This is a genomic window from Shivajiella indica (genome assembly GCF_042683085.1).
Lineage (GTDB): Bacteria > Bacteroidota > Bacteroidia > Cytophagales > Cyclobacteriaceae > Shivajiella > Shivajiella indica.
Genome location: NZ_JBHUIV010000011.1, coordinates 51,055 through 73,103, shown reverse-complemented (window position 1 = coordinate 73,103; position 22,049 = coordinate 51,055). Strand labels below are relative to the sequence as shown.

At 38.2% G+C, this 22,049-nt stretch carries 23 protein-coding genes; 11 read left to right on the top strand and 12 right to left on the bottom strand.

The window, feature by feature from the left end; all coding sequences use genetic code 11:
• The first annotated feature begins 91 nt into the window (after window positions 1-91).
• The gene (locus tag ACFSKV_RS08115; RefSeq protein ID WP_380801458.1) at window positions 92-1,123 is read left to right on the top strand and encodes a hypothetical protein; all 1,032 of its coding nucleotides are present in this window, start codon (window positions 92-94) and stop codon (window positions 1,121-1,123) included.
• A 116-nt stretch (window positions 1,124-1,239) separates the two neighbouring features.
• Here ACFSKV_RS08115 and ACFSKV_RS08110 read toward each other — a convergent pair whose 3' ends face one another.
• The 4 genes from ACFSKV_RS08110 to ACFSKV_RS08095 form a co-directional block, all read right to left on the bottom strand.
• Complete coding sequence (locus ACFSKV_RS08110) at window positions 1,240-1,857, bottom strand: response regulator (protein WP_380801457.1); 618 nt, start codon at window positions 1,855-1,857, stop codon at window positions 1,240-1,242.
• Window positions 1,858-1,947: 90 nt separating this feature from the next.
• Complete coding sequence (locus tag ACFSKV_RS08105) at window positions 1,948-3,948, bottom strand: tetratricopeptide repeat-containing sensor histidine kinase (protein WP_380801456.1); 2,001 nt, start codon at window positions 3,946-3,948, stop codon at window positions 1,948-1,950.
• A gap of 91 nt (window positions 3,949-4,039) precedes the next feature.
• Entirely contained in the window at window positions 4,040-4,861 is an 822-nt protein-coding gene (panB, locus tag ACFSKV_RS08100; protein ID WP_380801455.1) for a 3-methyl-2-oxobutanoate hydroxymethyltransferase, read from the bottom strand.
• An 8-nt stretch (window positions 4,862-4,869) separates the two neighbouring features.
• Window positions 4,870-5,373 (bottom strand): phosphoribosyltransferase family protein, encoded by a 504-nt coding sequence (locus ACFSKV_RS08095; RefSeq protein WP_380801454.1) that lies wholly within the window; start codon window positions 5,371-5,373, stop codon window positions 4,870-4,872.
• A 206-nt stretch (window positions 5,374-5,579) separates the two neighbouring features.
• Between ACFSKV_RS08095 and hemH the strand changes: the two genes are divergently transcribed.
• On the top strand, window positions 5,580-6,614 hold the full coding sequence (gene hemH, locus ACFSKV_RS08090) for a ferrochelatase (RefSeq protein WP_380801453.1): 1,035 nt from the start codon (window positions 5,580-5,582) through the stop codon (window positions 6,612-6,614).
• Window positions 6,615-6,674: 60 nt separating this feature from the next.
• Entirely contained in the window at window positions 6,675-7,853 is a 1,179-nt protein-coding gene (locus ACFSKV_RS08085) for a CynX/NimT family MFS transporter (protein WP_380801452.1), read from the top strand.
• Window positions 7,854-7,885: 32 nt separating this feature from the next.
• On the opposite strand, the gene hpf is transcribed toward ACFSKV_RS08085, so the two are convergent.
• The 5 genes from hpf to atpD form a co-directional block, all read right to left on the bottom strand.
• On the bottom strand, window positions 7,886-8,191 hold the full coding sequence (gene hpf / locus ACFSKV_RS08080; protein WP_380801451.1) for a ribosome hibernation-promoting factor, HPF/YfiA family: 306 nt from the start codon (window positions 8,189-8,191) through the stop codon (window positions 7,886-7,888).
• A 29-nt stretch (window positions 8,192-8,220) separates the two neighbouring features.
• Window positions 8,221-9,105 carry a tyrosine-type recombinase/integrase gene (locus tag ACFSKV_RS08075; protein ID WP_380801450.1) on the bottom strand — a complete coding sequence of 295 codons (885 nt, stop codon included), beginning with the start codon at window positions 9,103-9,105 and terminating at the stop codon, window positions 8,221-8,223.
• A gap of 152 nt (window positions 9,106-9,257) precedes the next feature.
• Window positions 9,258-9,452, bottom strand: coding sequence for a 30S ribosomal protein S21 (gene rpsU / locus ACFSKV_RS08070; protein WP_380801449.1), 195 nt, complete (start codon window positions 9,450-9,452; stop codon window positions 9,258-9,260).
• Window positions 9,453-9,592: 140 nt separating this feature from the next.
• Entirely contained in the window at window positions 9,593-9,841 is a 249-nt protein-coding gene (locus ACFSKV_RS08065; protein ID WP_380801448.1) for a FoF1 ATP synthase subunit delta/epsilon, read from the bottom strand.
• Between the two features lie 44 nt (window positions 9,842-9,885).
• Complete coding sequence (gene atpD, locus ACFSKV_RS08060; protein ID WP_380801447.1) at window positions 9,886-11,388, bottom strand: F0F1 ATP synthase subunit beta; 1,503 nt, start codon at window positions 11,386-11,388, stop codon at window positions 9,886-9,888.
• A gap of 381 nt (window positions 11,389-11,769) precedes the next feature.
• Between atpD and ACFSKV_RS08055 the strand changes: the two genes are divergently transcribed.
• From ACFSKV_RS08055 to ACFSKV_RS08030, 6 genes are read left to right on the top strand one after another with little or no spacing between them, the layout of a single operon-like run.
• Complete coding sequence (locus ACFSKV_RS08055; protein ID WP_380801446.1) at window positions 11,770-12,639, top strand: heme/hemin ABC transporter substrate-binding protein; 870 nt, start codon at window positions 11,770-11,772, stop codon at window positions 12,637-12,639.
• Window positions 12,640-12,642: 3 nt separating this feature from the next.
• A complete protein-coding gene (locus ACFSKV_RS08050) occupies window positions 12,643-13,701 on the top strand; it encodes a FecCD family ABC transporter permease (RefSeq protein ID WP_380801445.1) in 1,059 nt (352 codons plus the stop codon).
• A gap of 1 nt (window position 13,702) precedes the next feature.
• A complete protein-coding gene (locus ACFSKV_RS08045) occupies window positions 13,703-14,503 on the top strand; it encodes a heme ABC transporter ATP-binding protein (RefSeq protein ID WP_380801444.1) in 801 nt (266 codons plus the stop codon).
• Between the two features lie 2 nt (window positions 14,504-14,505).
• The gene (locus tag ACFSKV_RS08040; RefSeq protein WP_380801443.1) at window positions 14,506-15,555 is read left to right on the top strand and encodes a hemin-degrading factor; all 1,050 of its coding nucleotides are present in this window, start codon (window positions 14,506-14,508) and stop codon (window positions 15,553-15,555) included.
• Between the two features lie 47 nt (window positions 15,556-15,602).
• On the top strand, window positions 15,603-17,906 hold the full coding sequence (locus ACFSKV_RS08035) for a TonB-dependent receptor plug domain-containing protein (RefSeq protein WP_380801442.1): 2,304 nt from the start codon (window positions 15,603-15,605) through the stop codon (window positions 17,904-17,906).
• Between the two features lie 17 nt (window positions 17,907-17,923).
• A complete protein-coding gene (locus ACFSKV_RS08030) occupies window positions 17,924-18,523 on the top strand; it encodes an HmuY family protein (RefSeq protein WP_380801441.1) in 600 nt (199 codons plus the stop codon).
• 158 nt (window positions 18,524-18,681) lie between these two features.
• Here the strand turns inward: ACFSKV_RS08030 and ACFSKV_RS08025 are convergent, their stop codons facing one another.
• The gene (locus tag ACFSKV_RS08025; RefSeq protein WP_380801440.1) at window positions 18,682-19,179 is read right to left on the bottom strand and encodes a C40 family peptidase; all 498 of its coding nucleotides are present in this window, start codon (window positions 19,177-19,179) and stop codon (window positions 18,682-18,684) included.
• Window positions 19,180-19,432: 253 nt separating this feature from the next.
• Here ACFSKV_RS08025 and ACFSKV_RS08020 point away from each other — a divergent pair, with 253 nt between their 5' ends.
• Window positions 19,433-20,239, top strand: coding sequence for a tetratricopeptide repeat protein (locus tag ACFSKV_RS08020; RefSeq protein WP_380801439.1), 807 nt, complete (start codon window positions 19,433-19,435; stop codon window positions 20,237-20,239).
• Window positions 20,232-20,474: a hypothetical protein gene (locus tag ACFSKV_RS08015; protein ID WP_380801438.1), complete on the top strand. Its 243-nt coding sequence runs from the start codon at window positions 20,232-20,234 to the stop codon at window positions 20,472-20,474. The genes ACFSKV_RS08020 and ACFSKV_RS08015 overlap by 8 nt, the downstream gene beginning before the upstream one ends.
• A 12-nt stretch (window positions 20,475-20,486) precedes the next feature.
• Here ACFSKV_RS08015 and coaE read toward each other — a convergent pair whose 3' ends face one another.
• Both coaE and ACFSKV_RS08005 read right to left on the bottom strand, forming a co-directional pair.
• Window positions 20,487-21,089: a dephospho-CoA kinase gene (coaE, locus tag ACFSKV_RS08010; protein WP_380801437.1), complete on the bottom strand. Its 603-nt coding sequence runs from the start codon at window positions 21,087-21,089 to the stop codon at window positions 20,487-20,489.
• Window positions 21,076-22,047, bottom strand: coding sequence for a YbbR-like domain-containing protein (locus tag ACFSKV_RS08005; protein WP_380801436.1), 972 nt, complete (start codon window positions 22,045-22,047; stop codon window positions 21,076-21,078). The genes coaE and ACFSKV_RS08005 overlap by 14 nt, the downstream gene beginning before the upstream one ends.
• Between the last annotated feature and the right edge of the window lie 2 nt (window positions 22,048-22,049).

Here is a 22,049-nt window from a genome sequence, read left to right as displayed (position 1 = left end):
TATTTGAATTTACCATCGAATGGGGATTTTCATGGTTTTATTCTTTTTCCAACTTTGGGAAGTTTAAGTCCCAACGAAAAAAGATTAAATCATGAGCAAATTTATTTTATCTGTGTTTTTATTTGCTGTTTCAGCAAATGCGCTAATTGCCCAGGAGTTGTTTAACGGATTTGGTGCAAAGGGTTTTTACAATAAATCATTAAAAAGCCAAGAGTCTTTTTACATTCCCCAAATGCAAATAGGTTTTGAAACTTACGTAGAAACTAAGGAAGTAAAGAATGAATCCGGACTTAGTTCTTTTGCGAACACCATGGCCGCCCATAGTAAAGGAGGGCAATATGGTGGAAAACAGTCCTCTTCTGCAAGGGTTACCACTATTTTAAATGCCGGAATGGAACTGGAAGATTTTCAAGTTTTAGCAAATGATTTCCATGTAATTTTGGAAAATGAAATTCAAAAAGCCGGGTTAACTATTTTGAAAATGGAAGATGTCAATAAGATGGAAAGTTTTCAAAAAGTAAAAGAAAAGTACTCTGATAAGACCGATAAAAAGCAAAGTAAAGCAAATCCCGATGATGTTGGATTTGGAACAATCAAAGTATATCCAAGTAATACCCTGTTTATGTTTGATGAAAGCTCTATGATGAAAGGGGGAGGCCCGGCATTTTATGGAATGATGAAAAAGGTCCATTCCGAAACAAATGCAGGAATGATTTTGCAAAACCTTACTATTGATTTTTCTACGGTTGAATTAGATGTGCAGTTAGATGCTGGGGTAAAAGGTAAAAGTACTACAGCAGAAATGAAAATTTTACCCAAAATGAGAATTACCTACAACACGATGGATTTCATTACACCTAAAGGAGGTCCGAATTCAGCTCCGGCCAGCTTGGTAGGAGAATTTGTTTCAGACAAAGAGTATAATGCCAAAATCTATTCTGACAAAAATAAAGCTGAAAGCTTATTCAAACAGTTTTTTAGCCTTAGCGCTCCAAATGTAGACTTTGACCCAAGGATTATAGAAATGTCCAAGGAAGATTATATTGCGGCAGCAAAACACCTTTTTACCGAATATTCAAAGGAATTTGCAAAAACACTGGTCGTTGGGGCCAAAGGTAAGTAAACACGTTACTTACATACGCCGGAGCTATTGTTCCGGCTTTTTCATTTTTAGGGAAGAATTACGAAATTATAGTTGAACCTAACCCTTTCTGGGATTTGACAGTTTACTAATATTGATCAAATCAAATTATTGGCATAAGCAAACTTGATCAAACCGACAAGAGAGCCCGTCTTAGTCTTTTTGAAGATGTTTTTCCTGTGGGTTTCAACTGTTCTTTCAGAAATGAACAGCTCTTCAGCAATTTGTTTGTTTGAATATTCTTTTGCTATCAACTTCAAAATTTCTCTTTCACGATCTGTCAATAATTTTTCATCTTCCGGAAATTGGAGATTATTGATGATGATTTTATTGATATCATGGCTAAGATAAACTTTTCCATTTCCGACTGCCTTTATAGCATCAATCAATTCTTTGTGGGAATCATTTTTGAGCACGTAACCCTGAACTCCCTCTTTTAAAATTTCTTTTACTAAGTGGGTCTCATCGTGCATGCTGAGTACAATGATTTTAGTATCCGGACTTATTTTTTTTACCAGGCGAAGAAGGCTTAGACCATCCATTCCCGGAAGATTAAAGTCGGTGATCAAAATATCTACAATATTGGTTTTTATAAAATGGATGGCATCTTCTCCTGTATTTGCTTCTCCTATCACCTGTATAGATTCCTCTTTGCTTAACAAACTTTTTATTCCATCCAGTAAAATCGCATGATCATCAACCAAGAAAACTTTCATATAGAATCTGTTTGTATTGTAATAGAGAATTAATGGGATAAAATTTTGTTGTTTTATTTAAACCATTACATTTCAATCGTAAATTAAATTTCACTTTTCAAGAATTGACTTTTCAATTGCTTTTTCTACATCAAGTGGTAAATAGACAATGAAAGTCGTTCCTCTCTTTCCATTTTGAACATCCAGTTCAAATTCTGCCTTAATCCTTTTGAGGCGGGATTGAATATTTCCCCAACCATTGCCTTTACTTTTCTCAAGTAACTGCTTATCGAATCCATTGCCATCATCTTCAATAATGCAATTGAGTTCATCTTCATGACGAACCAATTGGATGGTAATTTTGCTAGCCCCTGAATGTTTCAATATATTATTTACCCACTCTTGGATTACCCTGTACAGTGAAATTTCCTGTAATTCACTAAGGTTTCCAGACATTTCGATATCGTCAAGTTCAATTTTTATTTTTCCACTCAAATTCAATTTTTGGACAAATTCCCGGACCGCTTCTTTGAGACCATATTGAATCAATGTTGCTGGCATCAGATTGAAAGCAATATTCCGGATTTCAGTGTGCATTTCATTCAAGATTGCTTCGCTTTGATCCACCACCTTGGTTTTTGTCTCCAAGTCTGAATACTGTCTTTGAAGATTTGAAATATTTAATCGTAGAGCAGAAATAAGTTGCCCAAATCCATCATGCAAATCTTGGGCAAATCTCTTTCTTTCATTTTCTTGGGATTCAAGAGCTGCATGGATATAGGCCTCCTTGATTTCTATTTCTTTTTCTTTTATCAAAAGGTTCTTTTGCTTTTTGGTATGATTTTGAATTAAAAAAAAGATTACTACCAATAGGATAATAATAAGGACAAGGCCTATAATAAGGATCAAGTTTTTTTGATTGATGGCTTTTTGTTCAGATAGCTCATAATTCTGAAGGATAATTTGCTGCTCTTTTTTATCAGTTTCATATTTTGTTTCTATTTCAACGATTTGAGCAGTCCTTTCCAAATTAAATATACTGTCATTATAAGCTGTAGCTTCTTTAAAACTGGTCAAAGCAGCCTTGAAATCTCCTTTGTTCTCCAAAATTTCACTTAAAATTTCATAAGCTGCCGAAATCCTTTTATGGTCATTGATTTTTTTTGAAAGATTTAGTGAGTTCCGAGCAAAAAATTCTGCTTTTGGCAGTATCTCAAGTTTTAAATGGGCTTTGGCCAAAGAATGGAGCAAAAGACTATAATCATAATCATTGATCAATTTCGATTCATACATTTCCGCAGCTTTCTGGTAAAAATCAATAGCTACTGAATAATCACCTTTTTCAATTGCCAGGTTTCCCAGATTTGTAGTAGCTAAAGCTTCTGCTTTGGTATCTCCAATTTCTTTAGAAAATATCAGAGATTTTTGGTAATATTTTTCCGCAGAATCTAAAAGATTTAAATTATGGAATGAGGAGCCGATATTGAGATGGATTTTTTGGATGTTTTGGGTATCCTTAATTTCATTTTTTAAGTTTAGGGATTTTTGATAGTAGAATAGGGCCTTTTCATTGTCCTCCATTAAGTAATGTATATTCCCTACTGTAAAAGTAGCATTGGCAATCATCGATTTGTTTTCCGACTCTTCTGCTAATTCAAGGGATTTGGTAGCAAAATCCAGTGCTTTTGGATAGGTACTTTGATTTTGGTATACCAATGAAATGTTGTTGTAAACAGCAGCTAAACCTCTGGAATCATTTTTTTTCAAATAAGCTTCTCCGGATTTATTTAAGTAATAAATAGCAGAATCATAGCTTGAGGAAACCCAATAAACTACTCCCATTACTGTATAAGCGTAACCCTCAATTCTTAAGTTTTCAATGGATTTTAAAAAAGAAATGCCTTTCAGGCCAAGGTTTTTTGCTTCTTCTGGGTCCTTATACATTTTTTCCCATGCCAGGGCCATCATAGCTTCAACTCTGACAGAATCAACAGTTGTATTTTCAATAAGGGCAGAAAGACTATCCATTTTTTGATTTTGCTGCCCAAACCCTCGATTGGAGGTCAGAATTAAGATTAGGTAGTAGAATAATATAATTGATGCTTTCTTCATTTAAAGAATTTTAGCCCCAATAATCATATTTTTAATTATGAAAAATACCTGATGACTGAGGTGCTTGCAGAGGAATTTTCCTGCTTGGAAATTAATAACTCTCACTTTCTGTTGGAAATTCCCGGTCTTTGACATCTTTGATATAGTCCTGGACGGCTTTTGTCATGATCGATTGTAGGTCAGCGTATTGTCTCAGGAATCTTGGTTTAAACTCTTGGGTGATGCCCAACATATCATGAATCACCAATACCTGACCATCCACATATCCACCGGCTCCAATTCCAATGACGGGTATTTGGACTGTTTCAGCAACTTTTTTGGCCAAACTGGCAGGTATTTTTTCCAAAACGATGGCAAAGCAGCCGCATTCTTCCAAGAGTTTGGCATCTTCTAAAAGTTTTTTTGCCTCTGCTTCTTCCTTAGCTCTTACAGTATAAGTTCCAAATTTATAAATGGATTGGGGTGTCAATCCCAAATGCCCCATGACTGGAACTCCAGCACTTAAAATTCTTATCACCGATTCTTTTATTTCTGCTCCCCCCTCCACTTTTATGGCATGGGCCCCTGATTCTTTCATAATCCTAATAGCAGATCGTAGTGCTTCTGAACTGTTGCCCTGATAGGAACCAAATGGGATATCCACTACCACAAAAGCCCTTTTTACAGCCCTTACGACTGAGGTTGCATGATAAATCATTTGATCAAGGGTAATGGGTAGGGTTGTTTCATGCCCAGCCATGACATTGGAGGCCGAGTCACCAACTAAAATAATGTCAATCCCCGCTGCATCTATGATGCCGGCCATAGAATAATCATAGGCAGTCAACATGGAGATTTTTTCACCTCTCATTTTCATTTCCTGTAAAATGTGGGTTGTTACCCTTTTGATGTTGGAAGATTGGTGTACTGACATGATTTTGTTTAGTGAAGATGGACTGTATTATTTTCGTTCGATAAATTAACCGTAATATGCTCATTTAAAGTAGTCGCCAATTCCAAACCTGTATAATCAGGAGTAACTGGGAAAAGTTTATGGCTTCTGTTTACCAGTACAGCTACTTCCATCTTTTTAATCGGAATATCCAGAAAGGGCTTTAGGGCATATACCAATGTTTTCCCTGTATTGAGGACATCATCCACAATAATGACACATTTTTCATTCAGGTCAAGTTGCTCAGAAAGTGCTACATTTCCGCGGTTGATATCATTTTTATCCAAAAGGATTTCCAAAACTTTGACTTTTAATGGGGAAATTTCCTGTAAGGCTTCTGAAAGGTATTTGGCCAACTGATAGCCCATACCTGTAATGCCTGCAAAAATGAGTAAATTTTCAGAGGCATTACGTTCATAAATTTCATAAGCCATACGGATGATTTTCTGTTTGATTTGCTTATGGTTCAATACCAATGTCCTGGTCCCGCTCATACAATTTTTGTCTGCTTAATTTCAAAGATGGAAATTAAATCAAATGAGCCTGTATTCAAAGGATTTTGCTATACAAGTATTTCAACTAATTTGAGCATGCCGGAACTGATTGACAATAGGCCATACAAATAATCGATTGGTATTTTCTAACCAAAGCCCTTACTTTTGGTTTTCAAAGTAATATTGAAATTGTATCTGATAGTTTGATGAGTAAAAATAAAGCTAAGACAGGAGTGCTTTTGGTTAACTTGGGCACCCCGGACAGTACCGCAACAGGAGATGTCCGAAAATATCTGAGGGAATTTTTGATGGATGGCAGGGTCATTGATTTTCCCTTTATTCCCAGATGGATGCTGGTCAATTTGATCATTGCCCCCTTCAGAGCTCCAAAATCAGCAAATGAATATAGAAAACTTTGGACTGACAGAGGTTCTCCACTTTTATTTCATACAGAAGATTTGCGGGATAAATTAGTCCAAAAGCTTGATATGGAGAGATATCAGGTAGAAATAGCCATGCGGTACCAATCTCCAAGTATCGAAGAAGGTCTGAAAAAACTGAATAAATCCAATGTGAAGAAAATCATCGTTCTTCCTTTGTTTCCACAATATGCCTCCGCGACAAATGGATCAGTGGTGGACAAAGTGATGGAAATTGCCAGAAAGTGGCAGATCATTCCAAGTATTACATTCATCAATAATTTTGTAGACCATCCTTTGTTTTTAGAAGCTTGGGCAGAACTTGGAAAAGAAATGATGGAAACTGAGGAATATGATATGTTCCTATTTTCATATCATGGGTTGCCTGAAAGACAGATTAGAAAAGGTTCTGTCGATGGTTATTGCCAATTGAGCGACAAATGCTGCGGTAATTATACCAAAAAGAACCAGTTTTGTTATAGGGGGCAATGTTTTCACACCACTCGCCTGATTGCAGGTAAATTGGGCTTACAAGAGGATAAGGTAGTTACCTGTTTCCAATCCAGATTAGGAAAAGACCCTTGGATCAAGCCTTATACAGAGGATATGATCAAGGAACTTGCTGGAAAGGGGGTCAAAAAAGTATTGGTGTTCTCCCCGGCTTTTGTGGCTGATTGTTTGGAAACTACGATTGAAGTAGGAGAAGAATACAAGGAAGAATTTGAGGAGCTAGGAGGAGAAAAGTGGGATTTGGTGCCCAGTTTGAACTCCACAGACAAATGGATAGATTGTGTGAAAGATCTTGTGGAATCCAATACCTGACCTGATCTTGTCATTCTAAAATAAAGGACCCTTAATTCAAAACACAACCTTTGCATTTTGATGTCATCCAAACAACCCCTTTATCAAAAAAACTGGGTTCTTTTCTTGGGGATTCTTCTTGTCTCCTTTAACCTTCGTCCATCGATTACCGCTGTAGGTCCATTGATTCCCTTGATCAGGGAAGACCTAGGTTTAAGTAATGGCTGGGCTGGTTTTTTGACAACCCTTCCTTTAGTGACTTTCGCCACATTTTCTCTTTTTTCAGCCTCCATTGGAAAAAAGTTAGGAAATCCATTGGCTATTTTATTGGCCCTTATTTTGATTCTTATGGGTACACTTATTAGGGTGTTGGGAAGGGCAGATATATTATTTATAGGTACCGGCCTTACAGGAATCGGAATAGTAATCTGCAATGTTCTCTTAATTCCTTTGATAAAAAACAGGATGCCTTCTAAAATTGGAATTGTGACTGCTTCCTATACCACAGGAATGACTTTGTTTGCAGCCATTGCGTCTGGTGTATCAGCTCCCTTGGCCATAGATCTTGGTTTTGGATGGAAAGGGTCCCTGCTTTCATGGGCGGTACTTTTGATTTTTGGAATCATCATTTGGATTCCCCAATTGCGTTTTAAAGCGGCTCCCAGAACTTTTTTTGGAGAAGAAATCAAAGTGAATGTGTGGAAAACCCAATTAGGATGGCAGGTAAGTTTGTTTATGGGGGTCCAGTCCCTTCTTTATTTTACATTGATATCTTGGTTGCCGGACATGATGATGTCAAGAGGGCTGAGTGCAGTGGAAGCAGGTCTTTTGGTTTCAATTATGCAGATCATTGGGCTCCTTGGTGCTTTTTTTGCACCCATTATTGCTGTTAGGTTTAAGGATCAGATAGGGATTGTCTGGGTTTTGGGACTGATGTACATTTTCGGTTTTTTAAGTTTATTCTCTCTTAATTTGTGGATAAATTTTACCGGGTTGACTTTGGTAGGAATCAGTTTGGGATCCAGTGTATCTTTGGCTTATACACTTATTGGTCTTAGGACAAAAAATGAACGGACTACAGCTTCTCTTTCCGGGATGGTCCAATCTTCCGGCTATTACCTCGCAGCTTTGGGGCCGCTTTTATTTGGTGTTGCTTTTGATATCTATCATGACTGGAATTTTTTGATTTACTTGATGTTGACCTGTTCTGTGTTGTTTATCTATTTTGGGTCAAAGTCGGGCAAAGCTGTGCAGATATAAAAAAAGCCCCGTCTGATGACGGGGCCAGGTGCTTATTGCTTGGCTAAGACCACCTTTTCTTTAAATTTCTTCATTTGCCTTCTCAAGGCTTCTATCGCTTCATCTGCTGCGGCTTCAAAAGAATCACTTTGGTGTTTGGCGAAAAGTGTTTTGCCAGGAACATTCATTTTTATTTCAACAATTTTGTTTTCATTTTTTTCATGTTTATCCAATCTCAAAAAAACTTCTCCGTCAACAATACGATCAAAGAAGGTATCAAGCTTATCTGCTCTTTTCTGAATGAAATCGATAAGTTTTTGATCGGCATCGAAATGGATGGAATGCATTTGAAGTTTCATAACTGTAATAATTTAAAGTTAAACGTTTATTAAGCTTTCGGATGTGCCTGTTCAAACACAGCCTTCAGTTTTTCCATAGAATTGTGGGTGTAGACCTGAGTAGCAGCAAGGTTGGCATGCCCCAATAAATCTTTTACAGCATTTAGGTCTGCCCCTTTGTTCAAAAGATGGGTAGCAAAGGTATGTCTTAGTAAATGAGGGCTTCTCTTTGTTGTTTGAGCAAAAAGGTCAAGGTGATATTTCACAATGCGGTAAATTTTCATAGGATAAGACTGCTCTCTATCTTTATTAACGATAAAATAGTCACTATCTTGCACATTTGAAAACCTTTCCTCAAATACTTTTTTATACGAAACAATATTTTTCTTTAGACCAAATGTTATCGGAATAATTCTTTCTTTTTTCCTTTTTCCCAGTACCTTAACGGAACCTGAATGCAGGTCTATGTCCTTCCATTTTAATTCAATTAATTCAGATAAACGAACTCCTGTGAGGTATAGAAATTCCATGACCATTTTGTCCCTTTGTCCATCAAAGTCGGGTTCATAGACCATTTCATCCAAAATTTTTTCAATGGCTTCTTCCTGCACAAATTCAGGTAATCTTTTGGGAGTTTTAAGGGATTTTATTTTGTAAGTCGGGTCTTTCGAAATTTCACCGGACCGCATTAAGAATTTATAGAAGGAACGCAATGTTGCTATCTTTCTATTTACACTATTAGAGTTTAGATCTTCTTCAACCAGGTCAATTACCCATGCCCTGATTTCGGTATGTTCAGCTGTACATATATCCTGATTTTCAAAGGCCAATTTACAGAATTCAGCAAATTGCTCTAAATCTTTTTGATAAGCCAGAATAGTGTGTCTGCTTGCCCGCTTTTCAAATTCCAAATAATTGATAAAAGATTCCAGCATGCTTTCGGGTTACTTATCTTGAATATATGAAATTTCAACGATTCTTGAAATTTAAAAAATGAATTCCTTTACTTAAGAAATGTTAAAAAAAAAGCGCATCCACTTTTGGTAGATGCGCCGGTTGATATGTATCTCGAAAAGATAACAAACAATTATTTCATTTCTTCTGTCTGTAATCTTTGCTTATAAGCAGCTTTGATGACCTCATCTCTTCTTTTTACAGAAGGCTTTACAAAGTGCTGTCTGGCCCTTAATTCCCTAACAGCTCCAGTCTTATCAAATTTCTTTTTGAAACGCTTTAGCGCTTTCTCGATAGATTCGTTTTCTTTTACGTTGACTATGATCATATGTATACACCTCCTTTCAGGGTTGCAAAGGTAAGGGAAAATTTTTCAAAGCCCAATTTTTCTGAAGAATAATACCATGTCGAAATAAAAAAATAAAGCCCGGCAAATAGACCGGGCTTTATTTCTCATTGATTTATTTTTTATCCCAACACTTTTTCTGCTAAAAGTGTCATGTTGTTATTGTTTATTTCAACTACTCCTCTTTCGATGACGTGGCTCACTTTACCTGATTTTGTTGTGTAAGAAACCGTTCCTTTGGTCAGTGCGGACACCAAGGCAGCATGGTCTTTCAGAACCTGAAAAGAACCATTTGCCCCGGGGAAAGTTGCTTCGGAAACTTCTCCTTCGAAAATTTTATCATCTGGAGTAATTATTGTCAAATGCATCATAAGTCAAGAATTTTAGTCGGTCAGGAATGAAGCCTGAAGGTTTATTATTTTACCTCGGCAAGCATTTTCTCACCTTTGGCAATAGCATCTTCAATAGAGCCTACCAAGTTGAATGCTGCTTCAGGTAAGTGATCCAATTCTCCGTCCATAATCATGTTGAAGCCTTTGATGGTATCCTTGATGTCTACCAAAACACCCTTCAGACCGGTAAATGCCTCTGCCACATGGAAAGGTTGGGAAAGGAATCTTTGAACCCTTCTTGCTCTGTGCACCACCATTTTGTCTTCTTCGGAAAGTTCTTCCATACCCAAAATAGCGATAATATCCTGAAGTTCTTTATATCTCTGAAGGATTTCTTTCACCCTCTGCGCACAATTATAGTGTTCTTCGCCCAAGATGCTTGGAGTAAGAATTCGGGAAGTGGAATCCAATGGATCCACGGCTGGATAAATACCTAATTCTGCAATCTTTCTTGAAAGTACGGTAGTTGCATCCAAGTGAGCGAATGTGGTTGCTGGCGCAGGGTCAGTCAAGTCATCCGCAGGTACATACACAGCCTGTACAGAAGTGATGGAACCATTTTTGGTTGAAGTAATCCTTTCCTGCATGGAACCCATTTCAGTTGCCAGAGTTGGCTGGTAACCTACTGCTGATGGCATCCTTCCCAACAAGGCGGAAACTTCAGAACCTGCTTGTGTAAATCGGAAGATATTGTCAATAAAGAAAAGAATATCCCTTCCTGATCCTTCACCTTCTCCATCTCTGTAATATTCAGCCAAGGTCAATCCAGTAAGGGCCACTCTTGCACGGGCACCAGGAGGCTCGTTCATCTGTCCGAAAACAAAGGTTGCTTTGGATTCTTCCAGTTTTTTCAAATCCACTTTGGACAAATCCCAACCACCTTCGGTTTCAAGGCTATGTAAAAACTCTTCACCGTAAGTCACGATGCCGGATTCAATCATTTCCCTCAACAGGTCATTACCTTCACGTGTTCTTTCACCTACACCTGCAAATACAGATAGTCCGGAGTATGCTTTGGCAATGTTGTTGATCAATTCCTGGATCAATACGGTTTTGCCTACACCTGCACCACCAAAAAGACCGATTTTACCACCTTTTGCATATGGCTCGATCAAGTCAATTACTTTGATTCCGGTAAACAGTACCTCTGTTGCTGTAGACAAATCCTCGAATCTTGGCGCTGATCTGTGAATAGGTAGTCTTTTGGCAGATTTTACCTCAGGTAATCCATCAATAGCCTCTCCAACCACGTTGAAAAGTCTTCCTTTGATCTGCTCACCGGTAGGAACTGATATGGGAGCTCCATTGTCAACAACTTCCTGCCCTCTTACCATACCTTCAGTAGCATCCATTGCGATGGCCCTCACACGATCTTCACCTAGGTGCTGCTGTACTTCAAGGATAACTGTTTGACCGTCTTCTTTGGTGACTGTCAACGCATCCAATATGTTAGGCAATTCTGCTCCTTCAAAGGAGATGTCCACCACCGGACCAATTACCTGGGTTATCTTACCAATATTTGCCATTTGTATTTAGAATTGTAAAAAGGAAAAACACTTTTTAGATATCGGTCGCAAAATTAATTATTAATACTGAATACCAAAGGATGTTTGGGAAATTAATCCCAATAATCAGTTGATTTTTATAAATGTTCTTTTGAAGTCTTACTCTTGTATAGTTCCAAACTCCCGTACTTGGTTATTTGTGTTAATGATGCTGTTGAATTTTAAATGAGTTTAAAAAGACAAATTGGCTGAGTTTGACTTTATAGCTGTTTTCTATCTTTTGAAGATTCTCATTTTGTTGTTATAGAAGTTGTTAACCCATAGATATTTTCAATTAATTTGAATTTGGATTAAATCTAAATAATATGATATTTGTCATATAATTTAAAATTAATCTAAATAATGATAAGTAGATCTATTATTTCAGTACTTGGAATTTTATTGTTTCTTGCCTGTGGGCAAAACCAATCCAAGGAAGTGATTGAAACAAAAAAGGCCAAAATCATAACTGCAGGAGGCACTGTTTCTGAGATTTTGGTTGCTTTGGGATTCCAAAGTCAAATTATTGCCACAGATATTACCTCCACATACCCCGAAGACCTTCAAAAACTACCTTCCATTGGATACAGAAACCAAATCAAAGCAGAAGGAATTTTAGGCCTTGGCCCTGATTTGGTTTTGGCAGAAGAAGGATATCTCACCGACGATGTTGTCAAACAGCTTGAATCCACAGGTATCGTGCTACAATTTTTCAAAAAACCCCTTCAAATTTCTGAAACTTATAGCCTAATATCTGAATTGGGTAAGTTTCTGAAAGTTGAAGAGAAGGCTGCTGAATTAATTGGCAAAATCCAATCCGAAGAGGCCATCTTAAAAGCTTTTCTGAAAGAAAATCAGGACAAAGGAAAACCTAAAGTTGCATTTGTGATGGCAAGAGGATTGGAAACAGTATTCTTGGCAGGAGAGGAGACTTTTGCTTCTTCAATTATTGAGATGGCAGGGGGAGAATTCGCAGGTAAAGGGTTCAATGATTTTATTCCTCTCACCCCTGAAGCCATTGTTTCTATTAATCCGGATTATCTACTGTTTTTTGAGTCAGGGCTTGCTACTATAGGCGGCAGCAATGGTATATCCCAAATCCGCGGAATAGATCAGACTACAGCCTTTAAACAAAATAGGGTGTTAGCTTTTGATGGTAATTACCTTTCCGGATTCGGACCTAGAGTAGCTTCAGCCGCCTTAGAACTTGCCAAAGCAATCAGGGAAAAATAGTCTATGATGCCTAAACTGCTGATTTCAAATAAAATAGCTCATCACAGGTTAGCCCTTGGGTCTATGGCCATTTTGCTTTTGACTCTTGGATTGCTTTCCCTGACTTTAGGAGCTTTTCCTATCCCATTTTCCAAACTTGTACAAGTATTTTTTGGAGATTGGATGGTTGAGGATCAACTCAACGTGCAGGAAAGAAGCGTGTTGTTTCAAATTCGTTTACCACGATTGTTACTAGCTATGTTGGTAGGTGGGGTGCTTGGAATAGCAGGGGCGGCTCTTCAGGGGCTTTTCAGAAATCCCCTTGTTGAACCCGGATTGATTGGAGTTAGTAGCGGGAGTGCATTATTTGCTGTTATCTATATTGTTTTTGGATCCTATTGGCCAGTATTAGCCATGCTGGGAAAGATTGGATTGGCATTTTTCGCATTTATGGGAGGATTGGCCAACACCTATCTAGTATATAGACTTTCCAGTAAAGCAGGAAAGACTGATATATCTTTATTGATTCTTGCGGGTGTAGCTTTAAATGCATTGGCAGGTGCCTTGATCGGGCTCTCCCTTTTTTACGCAGATGATGCTGCCCTTAGAAATTTCACCTTTTGGAGTTTGGGAGATGTTGGAGGAGCAAATTGGGAAAAAGTAATGCTCTTGTTAGGGTTTTCTTTTTTGCCTTTGGGGCTCATCATTGGGCAGGTTCGCGCTTTGAATGCATTGGCAATTGGAGAAAGTGAGGCCTTTCATATGGGAGTGGATGTACAAAGGACTAAGCTCATTGTTTTGATAGGTTCAGCACTCATTGTAGGAACAGCTGTGGCATTCACAGGTACTATAGGATTTGTTGGACTGGTAGTACCCCATTTATTGCGAATACTATTTGGAGCAGACCACCGGTTAGTGATACCGGGTTCCTTTTTGGCTGGAGCAATACTATTGACCCTGGCTGATCTATTGGCCAGGACTATTGTTGCTCCTGCAGAAATGCCCATTGGAATTATCACAGCCATTTTAGGTGCACCTTTCTTTATTTGGCTTTTAATCAATGTGAAAGATTTAAGAACGTAATATGTTAGAAGCAAAAAATATTCAATACTTGGTACAGGGGAGACCTATAGTCAATAAGGTTTCTTTACAGTTGATACCAGGACATTTGACGGCGGTAATAGGTCCAAATGGGGCTGGTAAATCCAGCTTACTAAAGGTCTTGGTTGGTGATTACAAGCCGCTGGGGGGAGAAATTACCTACAATGGAAAGCCTATACAAACTTACCGCCCAAAGGAATTGGCTAAAATAAGGGCAGTAATGCCGCAGCACAGCCAGCTTACTTTTCCTTTTAAGGCAAAGGAAGTCGTGGAATTGGGACTTTTATCCCTTGGTTTTAGCCAACAAGAGCTAATTATAAAAGAGGTCATGATTGAAACCCAAACTTGGGGTTTCAGAGATAGACTTTATACATCGCTTTCAGGAGGGGAGAGGCAAAGAGTGCAATTGGCCAGGGTATTGGTTCAGGTTTGGATAGGATCTGAGCAGCCAAAATTCCTATTTTTGGATGAACCTACTTCCAGCTTGGACATCACCCATCAACATCAAGTACTTCACATTGCCTCCAAGCTCAAACAAAAAGGAATTGCTGTGATGGCTATTCTTCATGATCTCAATATGGCTGCTGCCTATGCAGATCATGTCATTCTTCTTAAAGAAGGGAAAATATACCATCAAGGGAGTACTGAGAAAGTCATGTCATCCCAACACCTTGAATATGTATTTGAGCATCCGATTATAGTCAGGAATGGATATGAAGGAATTCCCTATACAATCCAGTCTTTACCCATCCAACAAAAGAATCAAACATATAAAACCGTATAATTATGGAAACCACATTTCAAAAAAAATTAACAGGGAAAGCCTTGCAACAGGCATGGGAATCCTTGAAAAGAGAACAACCGCAATTGAGAATTAGAGATGCAGCCTCAAAGCTGGAGGTATCGGAAATGGAGCTATTGTCTACGACTATAGGGGAAAATACCATTCGGCTTGAAGGCAACTGGGCTGAGCTTCTTGTTGCCTGTAAAAAGCTCGGAAAAGTAATGTCCTTGACCAGAAATGATGGTTGCGTCTTAGAACATAAAGGGAATTTCCAGAAAATTGAGATCCATGGTGAAGCTCCCAATCAAATTGCTACTGTAATTGGCCCCATTGAGCAGAGGATTTTCTTTAGTGCCTGGAAATATGGTTTTGCCGTCATCAACGAAACACCAAGAGGCACCATGAGAAGTTTCCAGTTTTTTGATAAATCAGGAGAGGCCATTCTAAAAATTTATCTTCAGGAAAAAAGCCATGTTGAAGTTTTCGAAAAGTTGATTGATCAATACAAAGCCCTTAACCAACATGAAGAACTAATCACAGAACCATTTGAAAGTCTTGAATATTCCAAGAAAATTGATCTGGAAGCATTTACCCAAGATTGGGAAAATATGAAAGATACCCATGAGTTTTTTGGAATGCTTAGAAAATATAAAGTGCACCGACTGGATGCGGTCAAATGGATCAATGATAAGTGGGCATATGAAGTAGACAGGCTATCCACCAGGAAAATACTGGAAACTGCTGCTTCTGAAAAAATGCCCATTATGATCTTTGCCGGAAACAAGGGTAATATTCAGATTCATCAAGGTAAAGTGCGTACCATCCGTCAAATGGGGAATTGGTTGAATGTATTGGACCCTGATTTCAATATGCATTTGAATGAAGAACTGATCGATTCCGCCTTTGTTGTCCATAAAAATACAGAGGATGGTCTCGTCTCCTCATTAGAGCTTTTTGACAGAAAAGGGGATATGATCGCGCAGTTTTTTGGGCTAAGAAAACCAGGAATTCCTCAATTAGATGCTTGGAAGAAATTAATAGACAGTCTTTGAAATTGAATTAGCCGGGAGGCTACCTCCCGGCAAAAAAATTTAAGATTATGATTAGATTTAATCTAAATAAAATAAAAATTCTCCTCCTGTTTTTATTCTTTTGCACCGAACTCTTTGCTATTGAAGGGGATGGGGAAAAGAAAATTCTTGACAATTCAGGAAATCCAATCCTCCATGCTTTTATCAAACCGGAAGGCCAAAAAGCGCTTGCTGTTGATGCCAAGGGTATAATCGAACTTCAAAATCCTTCTGAAACGATAATAGTATTTGCTTTAGGCTTTGAAAGCCGTCAATTGACCTGGCAGGAATGGATCATGGAGGAGGATATTATACTTCAGGAAAAATCGGGCAATCTTCAGGAAATTGTAGTAGCAGCCACCCGTACAGAAAGAAGTGTGGAACAATTGCCCATGCCTGTAACGGTATTGAATACGGAAAAAATCACGGAAACCGGGGCCATTCGATTATCTGAAATTTTACGGGAGCAGACGGGCTTACAGATTACTTCTGATCATGGTTCCGGGCTGCAAATGCAGGGTCTGGACTCGGATTATATTCTGATTCTACTTGATGGAGAACCGATGATCGGTCGAACCGCAGGGACCTTTGACTTGGATCGCATTTCTGTTTCCAATATTGATCGGATCGAAATCCTAAGGGGGCCTTCAAGTGCCATTTATGGTAGCGAAGCCATGGGAGGTGTCATCAATATAATTACCAAATCAGGCAATATTAAATCCAATGTGGATCTGGGTCTTCGGCATCGTTCCTTCAATTCCTGGAACCCCTTTTTGGAATTGGGAGTAGGCAAAAAAAATTGGAATACTCAGGTTTTTCTTGATCATTTTCGGACAGATGGATTTGATCTTACCCCGGAAACAGTAGGTCAAACCCAAAACCCTTATAAGGCCTCTACGGGACAGCTTAAAATTTCAGGTGACCTTTCGGAAAAGTTAAATGTCAGTGTTTTTGGCAGAGGATACCTAGAGACGTCTGAGGGCATTCTCCAAACGAACGGTAACTCAGGTGATGAAATTCTTGACCTGGCCAATGAGAGAAGAGATTTCAACTTAAACCCTACGCTGCGTTTTAAGCCGGATGTGGATTGGACTTTAACACTTCGGGGGATGAGTTCTTGGTTTTCCACCAATTCAGATACCCGATTCAGAAATAGTGGGGAAATTTTTGACTTTCAGGATTTTGCCCAATTCTATCACCGTACTGAACTGCAAACAGACTTTCAGGCCAATTCCAAAAACCTGATCACTTTGGGTATGGGGCAATTGATAGAAACGGTGGAAGCTACCAGGTACGAAGAGAAGAACCGCTTTGATGCCGGATACTTTTTCCTTCAGCATTTATGGGATCCTATTCCCAAAATCAACGTGGTTACCGGTATGAGAGCTGATTTTCATAGCCAATTTGGAAATCGACTGAGCCCAAAAATATCAGCACAATACCAAATATCAGAAAGTTTCAGTTGGCAGGCTTCTATGGGTGCAGGATTCAAAACTCCTGATTTTCGGCAATTGTTGTTGAATTTCAATAACGCTGCTTCCGGATACTATGTATTTGGTGCCAATCTTGCCGAGAGGGAAATTTCCAGATTGCAGGAAGAAGGCCTGATAGCCCAGATTCTCATTAATCCTGAAACGCTAGGAAATCTGAATGCAGAAACATCCTGGTCACTCAATACCGGATTTCGATGGAAACCTACGACTCAAAGCCTGGTCCAGTTAAATGCTTTTCGAAATGAAATTGATAATCTTATTGAAGTTGCACCTATTGCCCAATTGGTCACCGGACAGAATGCATTTTCCTATTTCAATATCCGTAGTGTAGTTACACAGGGAATAGAATTGGATGGCCAGATCAACTTACTCGATAATCTAAGTTTGAGTGCAGGTTATGCTTTTTTGGACGCCAAAGACATGGAAGTGCTTGATCGGATTGAAAATGGGGAGATTTTCAAAAGAAATTCCCAAAACCAAACCCGACGCGTATCCCGTGCCGACTATGGTGGACTATTCAATAGAAGCCGTCATAGCGGCAATTTCAAAGTGAATTACCGTGATAAACTTACTGAAATCAATTGGTCTCTAAGAGCTATTTACAGAGGCAGGTTTGGTTTTGCAGATAGAAACGGTAACCTCATCCTCGATGACGACAGAGAATATGCCCCTGGATGGGTAAGTATTAATTTCACTGCCTCAAAAACACTCAAAAATGGCTTTTTTATGGAGTTAGGAGGTACCAATCTTCTAAATACAGCTACTCCGGCACAGCCTAATAATCCTGGCAGGGTGCTGTTCCTAGGCATCAAAATACCAATTCTAAACCTTAAAAACTGATAAATAAAATGAAAACTATGCAAAAATTAATCTTCACAGTAGGTATTGTTACCTTTTTATTTTCCTGCAACAATGGAGATGAACCCGCTCCGGTAGTTCCTCTTGAGGCTATTCTGGTGGAGGATCTGGCAGCGCCAAATGACCTTATTGATCGGAATAGCGGTCAAATACTTGAAGAGCGCCCATTTCAATTCTTTAGTCTTGAGCAAAATCAACTGGTGAACGAAAATGAAGACTGGGATATGGCTTTCAAAGGAACAACCATCCGGGTCAACAGTGCCAAAGATGTGAGTGCTTCAATTCTTACCGGGATATTTGAAGAAGTTACTGAAGTTCCGGCATCTGCCGTCTTTGCTAAAGATACAGCCACCTCCTTTGCAATTCCTACCGGTAGTGGAGCTGGATGGTACAATTACAATTCTTCCACTTTCACTGTAACGCCTATTCCTGGAAGGGTAATCTTGATCAAAACAACGGCTGGAAATTATGCTAAACTTGAAATTCTAAGTTATTACAAAGGAAATCCTCCTGTGGATCAAATCAATCCAATGACAACTCCGAGTGCCCATTATACTTTCCGTTATATTTTACAGACAAACGGTTCAACAAGATTTTGACTTGAGAAAGACTTGTTCTTCAATTATTGAATGAACTTAATTTTGTTCAAATACAAATTTGATGAATAAAAGACGGCAGTTTTGGGTAATTGAAACTGCCGCCTTTTTTGTGAAACTTAATCTTTTCAATCTTTTTGATGTGCAAAACACCGATTTTACTAATCCAATATTCTCTTCCCAAACAAAAAAGCCTTATTCCAATAAGTACTGCTTAAATTATCTTCTGTGACTCCAAGGGAAGTGGAGGAATGGATAAAATAAATGCCTTTTCCTGAAACTTCCGTTACAATTCCGGAATGGGTGACTTTTTTTCTGGATTTACTTGTAGCAAAAAATACTAAATCTCCTTTTTGCAAATTTTTTTCTGCCACATTTTTTCCAAGCTTACTTTGTCCTTCAGAAGTCCTTGGCATTTGAATTCCAATGCTGGCAAAAGATTGGTATATCAATGCCGAACAGTCCATTCCTGCTCTGGTGGTTCCTCCATATCGGTAAGGAGTGCCTCTGTAAGATCTTGCTGTTTGGATAACTTCTTCAACATTTTTGCTGGCTGATTTTTTACTGGCTGAACAACCACTAAATATTACCAAGGAGAGAAAAAAGAAAATAAAGGTGGGGTATATGCTGGAAAATTTTTCTTTCGACCAATTTTTCATAAATGCTTAAAATATTTTTAAATTCAATAGTATCTTCCAAAAGATAAGGTCATATGCTTTTAACGCCATAATATATTGACAAATTATGAGAATTTTACAATGCTTTTTTATTTTAATTATATTTTTGATATCTGCTTGTGAGTCACCCCAGTCTTTTAAGGTTAATAGCAAGAATGGCTATATTCTTGAAAATGAAAAGGTTTTTCAAGGGTTAGGATTTTTGGGGGATTCCTTGTTTACTGAAATTGACTCCTTGTCACAAAAAGATCCACTGGAAAAATTAGAAAGTGCCGAAAATGCCTTCGCAGAAGATCCATCCATTGACAATTTGATCTGGATTGGACGTCGTGAGGCTTATTTGGGAAGATATGACCTGGCCATACGGACTTTTACCAAAGCCATAAAGGAACATCCTGAATCTTTTGAAGCCCTTAGGCACCGTGGGCACAGGTTTATTTCTATCAGAAAATTGGACCAGGCGGTTGCAGACCTCAAAAAAGCTTCCCAACTGATGGAAGGGCATTCTCTTCAAATTGAAGCAGATGGTATACCTAACAAGCTGAACATTCCTTTATCCAATGTACAGTTCAATGTTTGGTATCATTTGGGATTGGCATATTATCTTAAGAGGGATTGGGAGAAAGCATTGGAAGCTTATAAAGAATGCCTGGCAGTCTCCAATAATGATGATTTAATGGTAGCCACCTTGGATTGGTATTACATGACCTTGATCAAATTGGGTAAAAATGAAGAAGCGCTTAGGATAATCCGTAAGGTCAACAGAAACATGGAAATCATTGAAAATGATGCATATTTTAAAAGGATTCTGATGTATAAAGGGGAACTTTCTCCCCAAACGCTACTTTCTACTGAAACTAATATTGATGATCAAAAATTGCAATATGTTACTCAGGGATATGGACTAGGAAATTATTATCTCTCCCGGGGAGATACAGCTATGGCAAAAACTGTATTTCAAAATGTAATTGGCTCTGGATATTGGTCCGCTTTTGGTTATATTGCTTCAGAAATGGAATTAGCTAATTTGAAAGATGAGTAGGGAAGATTTCAAGAAATTACCTTTACATAAAAAAATCCATTTGCTTTACACTGAGGGTACTTTCATCGTGGGTATTAGATATTATACCCATAAAGTGAATTTATATCTTCTCGGTGATGAGTATATTGAGGTATTCTATAATCACAAACTTGATAAAATTGATAACATAGATTTTTTGAATGTCCGGCATACCCGGATGAAATTTTACCTGGATCAAATTCAACTCCCCATCTGATTTCAAAGGCTATTAGCCGGAAATTAATTCCTGATGGATTTTTATTACCTGTGGAATTAAAAGCTTATTATCCGAATTCTTGATGACAAAATTGGCCAAATTGTTTTTCTCCTCGTCAGGAAGTTGTTTGTCAATAATGTCATGGATTTGTTTTTCATTTCGGTGGGGATCCCTCAACAAAATCCTAGTAATTCTGATTTTTAGTGGGGCGCTTACATTGATAGTTTTGTCCAGTTCTTTATACGATCCGGTTTCAAAAAGAAGTGCTGCTTCTTTGAGTATATATGGGCTTTTTTGTGCTGTTACCCAATTCTCAAAATCTCTTTTTACTGCAGGGTGAACCAAACTATTGATTTTTTTTACTTTTTCTTCATCAGAGAATACATGAGAAGCTAAAAAAGTGCGGTTAACACTGCCGTTTTCAAGGTAACTCTCCTGACCGAAAGTGTCACATATCTGTTGCTTAAGCGAAGGGTCATTTGCCATCAGCCATTTTGCCCGGTCATCTGCAAAATAAACAGGAATACCAAATATCGAGAAAATTTTGGCTACCGTACTTTTCCCTGAACCAATACCTCCGGTAATCCCAACCAATTTTGGCTTAGGGCTTGTCATATTTGAGTTTGATAATTGCGGGTTCAAAACTTATGTTTTCCAAAAAAGAAGGTTTTGGACTTACCTGAACTTTCACCGTACTGTCTTCCTTGTTTCTATTTGCATAATTGATGACAGCCTCGAATTCATAATTGTTCAATTCTGCAACTTTTCTTTCATCAATAAGATATGACATGATGATGGTGGAAACCTCATCCTGTACCGAGACATTTTTAGGAAAATTTAAAGGTTTTATTTTCAGCCGCTTATTTCCTTCAAGCATTTGGGTGATGTCAAATTTTACATGTACACTTTCATCTTCCAACGTAAGGTATTGCTCAAATTCCGTAGGTACTTTGAGTAAGAGAATTTTATTGTAATCCTTGTTGATTTTTTCTTCATCCAAGGGTACTTTAAGTACCCCATCCAATTTTTGGAGAATGGAGGTTGGTCCTTTTATATTGATGATGGAAGGATCAATGTTAATGTCGCTGGCCAACCTATGGTTTTTTGCAAGGGTATTTGTTGTTGTATCAGCGACAACTTTGATTTTTCGGGTAACAATTTTATCTACTTTAAATTTTAAAGTATCCGTAACAATGGATACTAATCCGGTAGGACTGATGGTTTCAGAAAAGCTTCTTTTTAATTCTGAGGTTAGGATATAGTCTTTTGTGGATGGATTGTTTACCTCAATTAAAAATGGCGTCTCATTAATTTTAAAGTATTTCCTCAAAAGGTCCCATCCATTACCATTAATTTCAACTTTGATGCGATTGGGGAGTTTTTCAACAGGCATGAACTCTTCCCTATCAAAGATTATTTCTATAGGATAGTCCACCACAGTGGTGTAATTATCTTTGTTAAGTGCATTTAAAACCCAAAAAGTGGCGGCTGCCATAAAGCAGAGTGCCGCCACTTTAAGGTTTGCAATCTTCTGTGGATTCAGATTTGCAAATCGTTTTTTTATTGTAGCCAAGG

Bases quoted from the DNA above. Each gene is read 5' to 3' on its own strand.
- ACFSKV_RS08115 (WP_380801458.1), top strand. From the start codon at position 92: ATGAGCAAATTTATTTTATCTGTGTTTTTATTTGCTGTTTCAGCAAAT.
- ACFSKV_RS08110 (WP_380801457.1), bottom strand. From the start codon at position 1,857: ATGAAAGTTTTCTTGGTTGATGATCATGCGATTTTACTGGATGGAATA.
- ACFSKV_RS08105 (WP_380801456.1), bottom strand. From the start codon at position 3,948: ATGAAGAAAGCATCAATTATATTATTCTACTACCTAATCTTAATTCTG.
- panB (WP_380801455.1), bottom strand. From the start codon at position 4,861: ATGTCAGTACACCAATCTTCCAACATCAAAAGGGTAACAACCCACATT.
- ACFSKV_RS08095 (WP_380801454.1), bottom strand. From the start codon at position 5,373: ATGAGCGGGACCAGGACATTGGTATTGAACCATAAGCAAATCAAACAG.
- hemH (WP_380801453.1), top strand. From the start codon at position 5,580: ATGAGTAAAAATAAAGCTAAGACAGGAGTGCTTTTGGTTAACTTGGGC.
- ACFSKV_RS08085 (WP_380801452.1), top strand. From the start codon at position 6,675: ATGTCATCCAAACAACCCCTTTATCAAAAAAACTGGGTTCTTTTCTTG.
- hpf (WP_380801451.1), bottom strand. From the start codon at position 8,191: ATGAAACTTCAAATGCATTCCATCCATTTCGATGCCGATCAAAAACTT.
- ACFSKV_RS08075 (WP_380801450.1), bottom strand. From the start codon at position 9,105: ATGCTGGAATCTTTTATCAATTATTTGGAATTTGAAAAGCGGGCAAGC.
- rpsU (WP_380801449.1), bottom strand. From the start codon at position 9,452: ATGATCATAGTCAACGTAAAAGAAAACGAATCTATCGAGAAAGCGCTA.
- ACFSKV_RS08065 (WP_380801448.1), bottom strand. From the start codon at position 9,841: ATGATGCATTTGACAATAATTACTCCAGATGATAAAATTTTCGAAGGA.
- atpD (WP_380801447.1), bottom strand. From the start codon at position 11,388: ATGGCAAATATTGGTAAGATAACCCAGGTAATTGGTCCGGTGGTGGAC.
- ACFSKV_RS08055 (WP_380801446.1), top strand. From the start codon at position 11,770: ATGATAAGTAGATCTATTATTTCAGTACTTGGAATTTTATTGTTTCTT.
- ACFSKV_RS08050 (WP_380801445.1), top strand. From the start codon at position 12,643: ATGATGCCTAAACTGCTGATTTCAAATAAAATAGCTCATCACAGGTTA.
- ACFSKV_RS08045 (WP_380801444.1), top strand. From the start codon at position 13,703: ATGTTAGAAGCAAAAAATATTCAATACTTGGTACAGGGGAGACCTATA.
- ACFSKV_RS08040 (WP_380801443.1), top strand. From the start codon at position 14,506: ATGGAAACCACATTTCAAAAAAAATTAACAGGGAAAGCCTTGCAACAG.
- ACFSKV_RS08035 (WP_380801442.1), top strand. From the start codon at position 15,603: ATGATTAGATTTAATCTAAATAAAATAAAAATTCTCCTCCTGTTTTTA.
- ACFSKV_RS08030 (WP_380801441.1), top strand. From the start codon at position 17,924: ATGCAAAAATTAATCTTCACAGTAGGTATTGTTACCTTTTTATTTTCC.
- ACFSKV_RS08025 (WP_380801440.1), bottom strand. From the start codon at position 19,179: ATGAAAAATTGGTCGAAAGAAAAATTTTCCAGCATATACCCCACCTTT.
- ACFSKV_RS08015 (WP_380801438.1), top strand. From the start codon at position 20,232: ATGAGTAGGGAAGATTTCAAGAAATTACCTTTACATAAAAAAATCCAT.
- coaE (WP_380801437.1), bottom strand. From the start codon at position 21,089: ATGACAAGCCCTAAGCCAAAATTGGTTGGGATTACCGGAGGTATTGGT.